This window comes from Actinomyces faecalis, assembly GCF_013184985.2.
GTDB classification, from domain to species: Bacteria; Actinomycetota; Actinomycetes; order Actinomycetales; family Actinomycetaceae; genus Actinomyces; species Actinomyces faecalis.
Genome location: NZ_CP063418.1, coordinates 2,187,161 through 2,199,710, shown reverse-complemented (window position 1 = coordinate 2,199,710; position 12,550 = coordinate 2,187,161). Strand labels below are relative to the sequence as shown.

The 12,550-nt window shown below is 66.3% G+C and carries 9 protein-coding genes; 4 read left to right on the top strand and 5 right to left on the bottom strand.

Features of this window, described 5'->3' with window-relative positions:
• Nucleotides 1-134 precede the first annotated feature (134 nt).
• The 4 genes from HRL51_RS09465 to HRL51_RS09450 form a co-directional block, all read right to left on the bottom strand.
• A complete protein-coding gene (locus tag HRL51_RS09465; RefSeq protein ID WP_172119488.1) occupies nucleotides 135-1,157 on the bottom strand; it encodes an acetylxylan esterase in 1,023 nt (340 codons plus the stop codon).
• 96 nt (nucleotides 1,158-1,253) lie between these two features.
• Nucleotides 1,254-2,471, bottom strand: coding sequence for an ATP-binding protein (locus HRL51_RS09460; protein WP_172119489.1), 1,218 nt, complete (start codon nucleotides 2,469-2,471; stop codon nucleotides 1,254-1,256).
• A 280-nt stretch (nucleotides 2,472-2,751) separates the two neighbouring features.
• A complete protein-coding gene (locus tag HRL51_RS09455) occupies nucleotides 2,752-4,308 on the bottom strand; it encodes an alpha-N-arabinofuranosidase (RefSeq protein WP_244960155.1) in 1,557 nt (518 codons plus the stop codon).
• Between the two features lie 219 nt (nucleotides 4,309-4,527).
• The gene (locus tag HRL51_RS09450) at nucleotides 4,528-5,541 is read right to left on the bottom strand and encodes a LacI family DNA-binding transcriptional regulator (protein ID WP_172119491.1); all 1,014 of its coding nucleotides are present in this window, start codon (nucleotides 5,539-5,541) and stop codon (nucleotides 4,528-4,530) included.
• Nucleotides 5,542-5,688: 147 nt separating this feature from the next.
• On the opposite strand from HRL51_RS09450, the gene HRL51_RS09445 reads away from it, so the two are divergent.
• The 4 genes from HRL51_RS09445 to araA all read left to right on the top strand — a co-directional run bounded on the left by HRL51_RS09445 (nucleotide 5,689) and on the right by araA (nucleotide 10,518).
• Nucleotides 5,689-6,978 (top strand): ABC transporter substrate-binding protein, encoded by a 1,290-nt coding sequence (locus HRL51_RS09445; RefSeq protein ID WP_172119492.1) that lies wholly within the window; start codon nucleotides 5,689-5,691, stop codon nucleotides 6,976-6,978.
• Between the two features lie 64 nt (nucleotides 6,979-7,042).
• Complete coding sequence (locus HRL51_RS09440; RefSeq protein ID WP_172191465.1) at nucleotides 7,043-7,966, top strand: carbohydrate ABC transporter permease; 924 nt, start codon at nucleotides 7,043-7,045, stop codon at nucleotides 7,964-7,966.
• On the top strand, nucleotides 7,963-8,796 hold the full coding sequence (locus HRL51_RS09435) for a carbohydrate ABC transporter permease (RefSeq protein WP_172191463.1): 834 nt from the start codon (nucleotides 7,963-7,965) through the stop codon (nucleotides 8,794-8,796). Before HRL51_RS09440 ends, HRL51_RS09435 begins: the two co-directional genes overlap by 4 nt.
• 204 nt (nucleotides 8,797-9,000) lie before the next feature.
• Complete coding sequence (gene araA / locus HRL51_RS09430; protein ID WP_172191461.1) at nucleotides 9,001-10,518, top strand: L-arabinose isomerase; 1,518 nt, start codon at nucleotides 9,001-9,003, stop codon at nucleotides 10,516-10,518.
• 173 nt (nucleotides 10,519-10,691) lie between these two features.
• Here araA and HRL51_RS09425 read toward each other — a convergent pair whose 3' ends face one another.
• Nucleotides 10,692-12,518, bottom strand: coding sequence for a glycoside hydrolase family 2 protein (locus HRL51_RS09425; RefSeq protein ID WP_172191459.1), 1,827 nt, complete (start codon nucleotides 12,516-12,518; stop codon nucleotides 10,692-10,694).
• Nucleotides 12,519-12,550 lie beyond the last annotated feature (32 nt).

Sequence of the window (12,550 nt, the reverse complement as noted above, 5' to 3'; positions counted from 1 at the left end):
GGTCTCACCAGGACCCGCCGCTATCCCAGTACCGTGTCCGCCACCCCATGGTGTCCTTCGCTACCCCATAGGGCGCGCTGTTGGGGAGCGAGATGAGGGAAGGGGTAGCGAGTGTCAGGACGGGGGAGCAGCCGTCAGGCTGGGGTAGTGGCGAGCAGGTCCGCGAGCCAGGCCACCTGCTCACGCCACTGGTAGGCCTCGCCGCCCTCGTGGCCGTTGTACGGGTACACCCGGATGTCAGCCGCTGGCCGGGTGGCCGTGCCTGCCGTACCGCCCCCGTCAGCCAGCTCTCCCCACTTGTTGCGGGCGGCAAAGACGGTCGACGGTGGGCAGGTGGTGTCCATCAGGCCGGTGGAGAACAGTGCGGGGGCCTGTGCCCGGCGCGCCAGCGCCGCACCGTCGAAGTAGGACAGGGTCCGCATGACCTGCTCGGCCTCGTCGCGGTGGGTGTGCAGGAAGCGCACGACGTCCGGGTAGGGGCCGGCGTCTGTCAGTCCGACGGCGCGCTGCAGGTGAGCCATGAAGGGGACGTCAGGCATGGCCGCGATGACGCGGTGGTTCAGGGCCGCGGCGGCGATCGTCATGCCGCCGCCCTGGGAGACGCCGGTGACGGTGATCCTGCTGGCGTCAACCTGGGGGAGCGTCGCAGCCGCCTCGACGGCGTGGTGCGCGTCGGTGAACAGGCGGCGCCACAGGTAGCCTTCCGGGTCCTGGATGCCTCGGGTGACGAAACCGGCGACCATCGGGCCGTTGCCGTGAGGGTCAGGAGTCTCGCCGCCTGAGCCCCAGTGCCCACCCTCGCCGCGCGTGTCCATGACCAGGTGGGCGTAGCCGGCACTCGCCCAGCGCAGGTGCTCGAAGGAGAAGCCGCGGCCTCCTCCCATGCCGAGGAACTCGACGACGGCTGGCAACGGCTCCTGCGCATCCGCAGGCGTGACCAGCCAGGCCTTGATGGGATCGCCGGCGTACCCTCCGAAGGTGACGTCGTGGACGACGACGGTGCGCAGCGCCGAGTCGACCGGAACCGCGGTCACGCTGGCCGGGTCGAAGGCGTGGTCTGCCAAGGTGGCGGACCAGAAGCTGTCGAGGTCGGCGGGTTCGACGATCTCGGGGCGGTAGGACTCCAGCTCCTCAAGCGGTAGGTCATAGAAAGCCATCTGTTGGTGCTCCATTCAGGGCCGCGTCGTCTGTGACGTGTGCTGAGAGTCTAGGGGAGTGGGCGAACCGGCGTGTGCGCAGTGTCGTCGCTGGTCTCATCGGCGGCCCGGCCCGGGGCTGGCCCACAAAGCAGAGATGGGGAGCCCCCACAGTCGTTCGGCGTACTGGTATCCGTGATCGGACATCCCCAGGACGAATCCGCCGATGAAGCGCTCACCTAGACGTTCGCGCAGGAACTGGAGCCCGGCAAACTGCTCAGCCCTGTAGGAGGATGAGGCCTTGACCTCGATGCCGATGACTCGACCGTCATGAAGCTCGATAATGAGGTCGACCTCTTTGCCACTGCGGTCCCGGTAGTGGAAAAGGTTGAAGTCCTCCTCGCTCCAGCCCTGCTGGGCTCGTAGCTGACTAGTGACGAAACCTTCCAATAGCGCGCCAACTCCATCGGCTGTCAGGGGGGTCAGCGAGGCGGCGGACTGGCCGGCTAGGTGCATCGCCAGTGCGGGGTCTGCGACGCTGACCTTGGGGCGACCTACCTCACGCTTCGTGAGATTTTGGGTCCAGGGGCGCAGGACGTCAAGCAGGTAGACCGAGCGCAACGCGTCCATGTAGCCAGTCACCATCGTCTCGGGGTATCCCGCAGCCTGGGCGAGCCTTGCCTTGACTAGCTCTCCGCTCTGGTTGGCGGCGAGCAGACGTAGGGTGGAGTGAAGACGCTCTGGGTTGGAACCGCCAGGGACGCTGGCGACATCCCGACTGAGAACCCGTGCCAGGTAGGCGTCGATCCATCGACGTCGCATGCGCTGGCTCATGCCCTGGAGCTCGGGATAGCCGCCGGTCTCCATCGCGGTGAGGTAATCAGAGCGAGTCCAGGTTGAGCTCACTGTGGGTATGTCGATGGTCCCAGAGACAACGGCCCCCACGAAGTCGTCGGACGCGTCAAGGACTTCGCCCACGCTCAACGGTCGCAGAGGTAGGTCAACGATGCGTCCGGCCAAGGACTCCTCGATCCCAGAGACGTGAAGAAGGTTGACTGAGCCCGTCAGGACGAATCGTCCAGGTTGGCGATCGCGATCGATGCTTGCCTTGAGTTCAAGCAGGAGGCTGGGAAGACGCTGAACCTCGTCAAGGACGAGGGTGCTGTTGCGGTGCTGGTCAAGAAAAGCCTTGGGGTCTGCCGACAGCGCGGCGCGAGTCTCCTCATCGTCGAGGGTGGCGATGGTTGCCTCCTCGCCCACCAGCATCCTGGCAAGAGTGCTTTTTCCTGCCTGCCTGGGCCCCTGGATGGTGATGGCAGGGAACGAGCGGAGCATCTCCTGTCCGAGGGGAATGCTGTGGCGAGGAAAAAGAGGTGTCATCGCGCCAATTGTGGCCCGTTGATCGCGGATTCGCAAGGCTTAGATCGCGGATTCGCCGAGCCTGGATCGCGGATTCGCCGAGCCTGGATCGCGGATTCGTCAGGATCTTGTGGTGACGGTGCAGGCACGCTCCACAGGGAAGGCGTCGGGGTTGCGCGGCGCATCGGGCGATATAAGCCCGAGGTGCCCGCGCAACCCCCGATACGCCGGATGACTACGGTCTACGGCCTCCAGATCATCCCAACGTCAGGCTCAACGTGACGAAAGATGCGCGTGGCAGCGTCACTGTCAGCACGCTGTCGGCCAGCTGGTAATCCGTGAAGGCGGCGGGAACGACGACGTCGGGCGCCTGGGCCGTGTTGTGAGAGTTAAGCTCGGGGGCGGTGAGGATCTGAGCACTGGATCCCGTGACTTCCTGCCCGCGCAGGTCCAGGCGCAGAGTGTGGGAGTCGCGCGCGTCCAGGTTGCTCAACGAGGTCAGCACCGCCCCGTCCTTGCCGGAGGCAGAGGCAGAGACCAGCTGGAGTGGAGTGGTAGCCCCGGTGTCAAGCGTGGGCAGCTCGTCAACCCAGTGCAGGTCCAGACGCCGGGCATCATGGTGCCCCTTGTTCATCAGGAGCACGTAGTAGGTGGGCGTCAGGATCATCTGCCCGGTCTCGGGATCGGTGAGGACTGGGGACTGCAAGACGTTGACCGTCTGGGCGAGGTTGGCCATGATGACGCGTTCACTGTGACGGTGGAAGATGTCGAAGGTGAGCGAGGCGATGAGAGCATCGCGCAGCGTGTTCTGCTGGTACAGGAAGGCCGGGTTGGTGCCTGGCTCGACGTCCCACCAGGCGCCCCACTCGTCCACGACCAGGCCGACCTTCCGGTAGGGGTCGTAGCGGTCCATGATCGTGGAGTGGTGGGTGAGGAGCTCGTCCATCCACCAGGCGTGGGTGAAGGTGTTGTACCACTCGGCGGTGGAGAATCGCGTGGCCTGTCCCTTGTCCTGGAAGGAGTGGGTGAAGGTGTAGTGGTGCAGGCTGATGGCCTGGTAGGGGCCAGGCTCGGCCTTGGGGCAGGTGGCGCAGTCCACCAGGTCCCGCATGAGCACGTCAGTCCACTGGTAGTCGTCGGTGTTGGGGCCGCAGGCGACGCGCGTGATCTTGTTGCCGCCGTGGTTGCGCACGTAGGTGGCGTAGCGGCGGGCCTCGGCAGCGTAGGTCTGTGGCGTCATGTTGCCGCCGCAGCCCCAGCTCTCGTTGCCGATCCCGAAGAAGGGGACCTTCCAGGGCTCCTCGCGTCCGTTGGCGCGGCGCAGGCGGGCCATGGGGGAGTCGCCGTCGCGCGTGAGGTAGTCGACCCACTCGCTCATCTCCTGGACCGTGCCCGAGCCGACGTTGCCGGTGATGTAGGGCTCGGTCTCCAGCAGTTCGCATAGGTGCATGAACTCGTGGGTGCCGAAGGAGTTGTCTTCGACGACGTCTCCCCAGTTGGTGTTGACCATCGTGGGACGCTGATCAACCGGGCCGATGCCGTCGCGCCAGTGGTACTCGTCGGCGAAGCATCCGCCGGGCCAGCGCAGGTTGGGAATGTCGATCGCCTTGAGGGCATCGATGACGTCGGTGCGCAGGCCGTCCACGTTGGGGATCTGGGAGTCCTTGCCGACGAAGAACCCGTCATAGATGCACCGGCCTAGGTGCTCGGCAAAGTGGCCATAGATGTGACGGGAGATGGTGGGGCCGGGCACGTCGAGGTTGACGACGGCGCGTGGGGCCTGGGGTGATGGGGCGCTCTCGGTGGTGCGCACGAGGAAGCTCCTTTGCCTTCGCGGTGGGGGCACGTGGGAAATCACGTCCCGAGCCTCAGTGTATCGATACATTACGTGAGGTGCGTACAGCGCTGGCGTCCTGCCGCGCAGGGGGGCGTGGGCTGTTCCGGGCCTTGGACTACCTGCCCCACGAGAGTCCTGCCCCATGTGGGTTGTGCCGGGCGGGGGCTGGCACACCGGCCGGCACAAGGGCCGGTCCTAGCGCGAGGACTCGCGCTCGATCAGCGTGTAGGACGGGGTGAAACGGTGCCCAGGCTCCTGGTCTAGCGGGGTACCCATGCGGTGGAGAAGCATCTCCACCGCGGTGTGGGCGATCTGTGGGATCCCGATGCTGACGGTGGACAACGACGGCGTGGACCAGGCCCCCTCCGCGATCCCGTCGAAGCCAATAACCCGCACGTCCTGCGGTACGCGCAGACCATGGTCGGCCAGGGCTCGTAGCGCTCCCAGGGCCATCGAATCGGTCATGGCGAAAACCCCGTCAATCGATGGCCCTGTGGCCAGCACTGCGCTGAGGGCGCGCCTGGCGGCCTCAGAGTCCCAGGCGCAGGGCACCGGAATGAGCCGGGTGCCAGGGAAGTCCTCCAGTGCCGCGTTGATACCAGCCCACCGGTGGTCGATCCCACCGCCCGGGATGGGGGAGTGGCCTACCGTGGCGAGTGAGGTTCCGACGGCGGCGATCGTGCGACAGCCCTTACTCATCAGGTGCCGTCCGGCGTCCCGGCTACCTTCGTGGTTGGGGCAGGAGATGACGTCGAGGGTGGTGTTCTCAATCTGCTCATCGAAGAGGATGAGGGCGTGACCCTTGGACGCTGGCTCAAGGTCTGCGGGATCGGAGCTGACGGTGCACAAGATGGTGCCGTCCACCAGGGAGGCGGCGGCTCCTCGTAGCAGCGAAAGCTCGGTCTCGGGTCTGGAGTGAGTCTGCTGGACCATCACCTGCACGCCGCGGGCCTCGGCGGCAGAGGTGGCCTCGGCGGCGAACTGGGCGTGAAAAGGCATCTCCAGGCGGGGGACGGCCAGGCCGATGACTCCGGTGCGTCCCGAGCGCAGGCTCTTGGCGGCGATGTTGACCCGGTAGTCGAGCTTGTCCGCCGCGGCCAGAACACGCTCGCGGATAGAGTCGGAGACTGTCGGCTTGCCGCGCAGCACGTTCGAGACGCTCATGACGGACACGCCGGCCTCGCGGGCGACGTCGGCCAGGGTCGTCACTGGGGCCTCCTTCCTGGTGCCTGAGCCCTCACCATAGCGTCGACGGCACGCTGTTTGACGGGGGAGTAAGGTGCGTACTACTGTCGATGTATCGTTAAATCGAATCGTCGGAGGTGTTCTCCTCCGTTGACGTGCAAAGGAGCACCCATGTCAACCCGTCTTCCCGCTCATCTCGCGCAGACCGTCCGCCTGCCCCTGACCCGCCGTCAGGCTCTGGCGGGGCTTGGCGCCGGCGCCATGGCTGCCGCGTTGGCCGCGTGTGCAGGCGCCGGCGAGGACTCCTCTGGGGCGGTGACGCTGACGTACCTGTCCTGGCAGAATGAGGAGACCTCTCGTCCGCTCATCGACGCCTTCGAGCAGGCCAACCCAGGAATCCGGATCGACTTTTCCTACTCTCCGCCGGTGGCCGAGTACTTCCAGACCCTGCAAACCCGGATTGCTGGGGGCCAGCAGCCTGACATCCACTGTATCAATCCCGAGACCAGAGCCAACCTCATCGGCGAGGAGCTGGTGGCGGACTTAAGTGCCGAACCTTTCGCAGAGGCGCTGGCCGAGGCGAACAGGAACGCGTACTCCTCCGGGACAGGGCTCTACGGTGCCTCCTTCGGGGCCTGGGCCGCCGGCGTCGTCTACAACAAGAGCCTGCTTGAGCAGGCCGGCTTCAGCTCCGTGCCCCAGAGCTGGGGCGACTTCCTGGACATGTGCAAGGAACTCAAGGACAAGGGCATCACCCCCTACCGCGAGAGCCTGGCAGAGATCCCCGGGATCCTTGCCGCCTTCCTTGGCGCGCGCTACGAGAAGGCGGGGCAGAGTGAAGGTGAGCGGCAGATCTTCATTGGTGAGACCACCTTTGCCAAGGAGTGGACGCCCGCAGTCACCCAGTGGTCCCGTCTCTATACCGAGGGCATTGTTGGAACAGAGGCTGTGTCCCTGACCGCAGACCAGGTACGTGACGACTTCCTGGCGGGGAACACCGCCATGTTCGTCACCGGGCCATGGAACTTCGCCAGGCTCACCGAGGCCGGGCTTGACTGGGCTCTGGCCCCGGTCCCGGCCCTAGCTGATGGCCAGCCCTACGTGGCTGGTGCTGCTGACCCGGGCATCGCCGTCGCGTCCCGGCTGGAAGGAGCGAAGAAGGAGGCGGCGCTGAAGTTCGTCTCTTTCCTGGCTTCCCAGGAGGGGCTTGAGCTCCAGGCGAGGCAGTTCGGTGCCATGATCAACACTGCGGACTACAGCGTCGAAGTGGTCCCGCAGTATGAGGGACTCTACGAGGACTACGTCCGCCAGTCACGCTACTACCTGCCAATGAGCTACTGGGACAAGGCGCCGGACGCACTACAGATTGAGGCCCAGGCCCAGCTCCAGCAGCTGGTGCAGGGGCAGGTCAGCCCCGAGCAGGTGGGCCAGGCCCTGGACAGAAAGCTGGCCTCTCTGTGAGGCGGCTGTCGATCCTGACGGCGGTGGTAAGTCAGGTGGATTACACAGGTGGCGTCCCATGCTCATGAGAAAGAACGACGGCGACGCGGAGGCTGGTCCCGGCCGCCGGGACCGCTCGGAGTCTCTCGCCTCCCATGCCTTCTTGCTGCCGATCGCGGCGGTGTTCGTGGTGCTCTTCGCGGTACCCCTGGCTCACACCTTCTACTACAGCCTCACGAGCTTCTCGGGGTATTCCGGCCGGGCTGAGTTCGTAGGGCTCAGAAACTACCTCCAGGTGCTGTCCGATCCCTCGCTGCTGCAGGGGCTGGCCTTCACGATCCTGTTCGCCGTGGCGACCACGGTCCTGGTCACCTGCTTAGCGGTGCCCCTGGCAGTAGTGCTCAACAAACGGTTCCTCGGGCGGAGCGTGGTCCGCTCGCTGTTCTTCTTCCTGTCCGTCCCCTCAATGGCGGTCCTCGGGCTGGTATGGCAGTACATCCTCTCCCCGCTGGAGACCGGGGTGGCCAACCGGGTTCTGCATGCTCTCTTCGGCTCGCAGGCCGTGGCCTGGCTCGGCAGCTCGACGTTGGCGAGAACGTGCGTCATTGCCGTGGCCGTGTGGGCCGCGGTGGGATGGCACGCCACGCTCTACCTGGCCTACCTCCAGGCGGTCCCCGCTGACCTGTACGAGCAGGCCGAGATCGACGGCGCCAACCAGCTCCAGCAGCTGCGGCACATCACTCTGCCTCAGCTAGCGCCGGGGATGGTGGTGTCAACCTTCCTGCTGATGACCTCTGGGCTCAAGGTGTACGACCTTCCCTTCACCTTGACCAAGGGAGGGCCGGGCTTCGCAACTAATACCCTCACCCAGTCGATCATCGTGCAGGGCATCTCCCAGGGGCGTGTGGATATTGGCTCCACGCTCGCCGTCATCTTCACCCTTGCCGTGGCGCTGATCGTGCTGGCGCAGCTGGCGATCTCCCACCGTCTTGAGAGGGGCCTGCAATGAGTCCTGCTGTACGTCGTCGGCTCTGGTACTGGGTGCGTACCATCCTCATGGGCGCCCTGGCAGTGATGATGGCGGTGCCGCTTTACTACATCGTGGTCAATACGTTCAAGACCAACGCGGAGATGGCGGCCTCGCCGCTGGGGCTGCCTGCCAGGCTGAATCTGGAGAGCTATGCCACCGTGCTGGCCAAGACCCCGGTGCTGCGCTCTTTCCTGAACACCCTGTTTGTGACGGTGGTGGGTGTGGCCCTGCAGGTATTGATCGGCTCGATGGCGGCCTACGGGATCATCATGCGTCGCAGCCGTCTGACCTCGGTGGTGGGTCTGGTTCTCATGATTGCCTTTGTCATCCCCGGCCAGGCGACCCTGATCCCCCTGTACCGGATGGAGGCCAGGATGGGGCTGGTCAACACCCTGAGCGGGCTGGTCCTCATCTACCTGGGAGGGGCGGTCTTCTGCTACTTCCTCATCATCGGGTACATGCGCAAGCTTCCCTGGGAGGTGGTGGAGGCCGCCCGTATTGACGGCGCAGGACCATTCCAGATCTACTGGCGGATCATCCTGCCGCTGATTCGTCCCATCCTGGCCACCGTCGTCGTCTTCCAGACGATGTGGACATGGAATGACTTCATGACACCCAACGTCTTCATCTCCTCCACCCACAAGCGCACCATGGTGCTTCAGGTTTACAACGCCGTCGGGCAGTTTGCCACCGACTGGCCCTCGTTCATGACGATGACGGTGATCGCGCTGATTCCGGTGTTTATCTTCTTCATCTTCTGCCAGCGCTGGATCGTCACGGGGCTGACGGCGGGGAGCGTCAAGGGGTGAGGTGGGGCGCCCGACTGGCCGTGGCCGAGTCGGGCGCCTTGACTCCCTGAAAGTGAACGTTCACAATTGGAAGCGTCCGGCTTGCCTGGACCTGCCGCAGCGCCTTGTGAGGCCCAGTGATGCGCCCTTATTAACCTCTGCGACGCACCGTCTCTCCGGCGCCAGCCGGCCCACACCACTACCAGTTACCAGGAGCGAGACGCTATGGCTACAGCACTGCCAAACCCCTTTACCGGCAAGGAGATCTGGTTCCTGACCGGCTCCCAGGACCTGTACGGCGAGGAGACCCTCGCCCAGGTCGCTGACCAGTCCCAGCAGGTCGCGGGCTGGCTGGATGAGGCGGAGTCGATCCCGGTCAAGATCGTGTGGAAGCCGGTCCTCAAGGACCGTGACTCGATCCGTACCGCCATGCTCGAGGCCAACGCGGACGAGTCCTGCATCGGCGTCATCGCGTGGATGCACACCTTCTCCCCGGCCAAGATGTGGATCCTCGGCATTGACGCCCTGTCCAAGCCGCTCCTGCAGCTGCACACCCAGTACTCCGCCGCCATGCCGTGGGACACCATCGACATGGACTACATGAACCTCAACCAGGCCGCTCACGGCGACCGCGAGTTCGGATACATCCTCTCGCGCCTGGGCCAGCCCCGGAAGGTCGTCGTCGGCCACGCCACCCAGCCCGCCACCCAGGCCAAGATCGGTACCTGGGTGCGTGCCGCCGCCGGCTGGGACGCCCTGCACCACACCCGCCTGGTGCGTTTTGGTGACAACATGCGCAACGTCGCCGTCACCGAGGGTGACAAGACAGAGGCGGAGCTGCGCCTGGGCGTCTCGGTCAACACCTGGGGCGTCAACGACCTGGTCGCCGTCGTCGACGCCGTGAGCGAGGCCGAGGTCGACGAGCTCATTGCCGAGTACCAGGAGGCTTACGAGATCGTCCCCGAGCTGCTCCCTGGCGGGGAGCGCCACGAGTCCCTGCGCTACGGCGCCCGGATCGAGGCTGGTATGCGCCGTTTCCTCCAGGAGCACGGCGCCACAGCCTTCACGACCAACTTCGAGGACCTTGGCGGTCTGCGCCAGCTCCCGGGCCTGGCCGTCCAGCGTCTCATGGCTGCTGGCTACGGCTTCGGTGCTGAGGGTGACTGGAAGACCGCCATCCTCGTCCGTGCGGCCAAGGTCATGGGCTACGGCCTGCCCGGTGGTGCTTCCCTGATGGAGGACTACTGCTACGAGATGCGTGAGGGCAAGGAGAAGATCCTCGGCGCCCACATGCTTGAGGTCTGCCCGTCCCTGACTGAGTCGAAGCCGCGGCTGGAGATCCACCCGCTGGGTATCGGGGATCGTGAGGACCCGGTGCGCCTGGTCTTCGACGCCGACCGTGGCCCGGGCGTCGTCGTCGCCATGTCGGACATGCGCGAGCGCTTCCGCCTGACTGCCAACGTCGTGGAGGTCGTCGGCCCCGACGAGCCACTGCCCAAGCTGCCCGTGGCGCGCGCTGTGTGGGAGCCGGCTCCTGACTTCCACACCTCCACCGAGTGCTGGATGATGTCCGGCGCTGCTCACCACACGGTCATGTCCACCGCCACCACGCTGGAGACCTGGCAGGACCTGGCTGAGATCGCGCAGATGGAGCTGGCCGTCATCGACGAGTCGACGACGACGCGCGGCTTCACCCAGAACCTGCGCCTCAACCAGGTCTACTACCGCCTGAACCAGGCCTGAGGCCAGCGCTCCTGGCACGTGTACGACGACCGACAGGCCGGGCCGCGCTCGACGGACTGCGCACGCCTCCAGCGACCGCGAGAGCCACGGCCGACCACCGTACTCGCGTTAGTACGGTGGTCGGCCGTGGCTCTCGCGGTCGGTCCAGGGCGGTGGCTGGGCCAGCCGACTGGCTACTCGGTCGGGTGCGTGCCCACCACGATCTCTCGGATGCGCTCAGCCGGGATCTTCGGCCGGCGCTGGGCGTCGGCCAGACCGTTGGCCTCCTGCATCGTGTCCGTGATCTGGGTGTAGCAGAATCCGCAGAGCACCGGCGATGCGTGCAGCGCCTCGAAGACCTCGGCCAGCCGCGCCTCGAAGTCCTCAGGGTCGGAGGCTGTCGTGTATCCCCAGGAGGTAGCGCCGTCGTCCGTGACGTAGCGGATGCCGCCGAACTCGCTGACCATGACCGGCGCCTCCTCAGGCACCGCGTGACCGGAGGCCATCGTCTTGCGGCCCGAGGGGCCGAAGCCGTGGAGGACCTGGGCCAGTGCCTGGGCGCTGGCGTAGCGCTCGCGCACGGCCGAGTTGTCCGCGTCGTAGTCGTGGATCGTGATGATGTCCGAGCTCGTGTGCTCCCAGCCGTCGTTGGAGACCACCGGGCGCGACGGGTCGAGGGCTCGGGTCAGGTCGCTGATCGCGCGGGAGAAGGCCTGCTGCTCGGCCCGGTTGCCGATGTGCTGGACGCCCCAGGACTCGTTGACCGGCACCCAGGTGACGATGCACGGGTGCGCCCGGTCGCGGCGCACGGCTGCCGTCCACTCGGACACCAGACGCGGCAGGGACTGGACCGTGAACTCGTACGGAGCGGCAATCTCTCCCCAGATGAGCAGACCCAGGCGGTCGGCCCAGTACAGGAATCGGGGGGACTCCACCTTCTGGTGGATGCGGGCAGCGTTAAAGCCGAGCTCCTTGATGAGCGCCACCTCGTCCCGCAGGTCCTGGTCGCTGGGGGCGGCCAGGTGGGAGTCCGGCCAGAAACCCTGCTCCAGGACGCCGCGCACGTAGTACGGGCGGTCGTTGAGCAGGAAGCGGTCCTTCTCCACCCCGACGCTGCGCAGACCCAGGTAGCTCTCGACGCGGTCGGCTCCGGCCGAGCCTGCCGGCTCCAGCGTGATGACGGCGTCGATCAGCCTGGGGTGCTCAGGCGACCACAGCAGCTCCTCGTAGTGCTGGCCGTGGACCATCTCGCGCAGGTCCACGCTCAGGCGGGCCGTGCTCGTGGCGGGAAGCCGGGTGGTGGCGGCGGCGAGCGGCCGGCCGTCCAGGCTCAGCTCGGCGCGCAGGACGGCTCCCTCGGGAGCCATGGCGCTGAGGCCTACCTCGAGCGTGACGGCGTCGCAGGCCCTCGACGGCGTCCAGGCGATCTCCGTGAGGTGAAGGGCGGGTACGGCCTCCAGCCACACGGACTGCCAGATACCGGTGGTGCGTGAGTACCAGATGCCGTGAGGCTCTTCCTGCCACTCCTGCTTGCCGCGCGGCTGTCCCACGTCCAGGGGCTCGTCCTCGGCGCGTACGACGACCAGTGCCGTGCCATCGGCAGGCAGGGCGTCCGTGACGTCGAGCGTGAAGGGGACGTGCCCGCCCTCGTGGTCGCCCACGTGCTGGCCCTGGACCCACACGCTGGCGCGGTAGTCGACGGCGCCGAGGTGCAGGAGCACGCGCCCGGCCTCCCCCGCCTCCTCCCGCAGGCCGGTCAGCTCAGAGGCCTCCAGGACGCGTGAGTACCACACAACAGGGTGGTAGGAGGTGTCTGCGATCCCGGACAGGGAGCTCTCCGGAGGGAAGGGGACCGTGATCGTACGGTCCTTGACCCCGGTAGCGGGAAAGCCCTGGCGGACCCCGGTGCGGGCGTCGTCGTAGGCAAAGTCCCACTGCCCGTCGAGGCTGTGCCAGGAGGGCCGGCGCAGCTGGGGGAAGGGGTGACCCTGCGTGGGGTCCTCGTGGAGGTCGGTGGTCATGACGGTCCTCTCGGTGTGGTGAGGCAGGTTCT

What these genes read in the sequence shown, in the direction of transcription:
- HRL51_RS09465 (WP_172119488.1), bottom strand. Translation starts at nt 1,157, where the DNA reads ATGGCTTTCTATGACCTACCGCTTGAGGAGCTGGAGTCCTACCGCCCC.
- HRL51_RS09460 (WP_172119489.1), bottom strand. Translation starts at nt 2,471, where the DNA reads ATGCTCCGCTCGTTCCCTGCCATCACCATCCAGGGGCCCAGGCAGGCA.
- HRL51_RS09445 (WP_172119492.1), top strand. Translation starts at nt 5,689, where the DNA reads ATGTCAACCCGTCTTCCCGCTCATCTCGCGCAGACCGTCCGCCTGCCC.
- HRL51_RS09440 (WP_172191465.1), top strand. Translation starts at nt 7,043, where the DNA reads ATGAGAAAGAACGACGGCGACGCGGAGGCTGGTCCCGGCCGCCGGGAC.
- HRL51_RS09435 (WP_172191463.1), top strand. Translation starts at nt 7,963, where the DNA reads ATGAGTCCTGCTGTACGTCGTCGGCTCTGGTACTGGGTGCGTACCATC.
- araA (WP_172191461.1), top strand. Translation starts at nt 9,001, where the DNA reads ATGGCTACAGCACTGCCAAACCCCTTTACCGGCAAGGAGATCTGGTTC.
- HRL51_RS09425 (WP_172191459.1), bottom strand. Translation starts at nt 12,518, where the DNA reads ATGACCACCGACCTCCACGAGGACCCCACGCAGGGTCACCCCTTCCCC.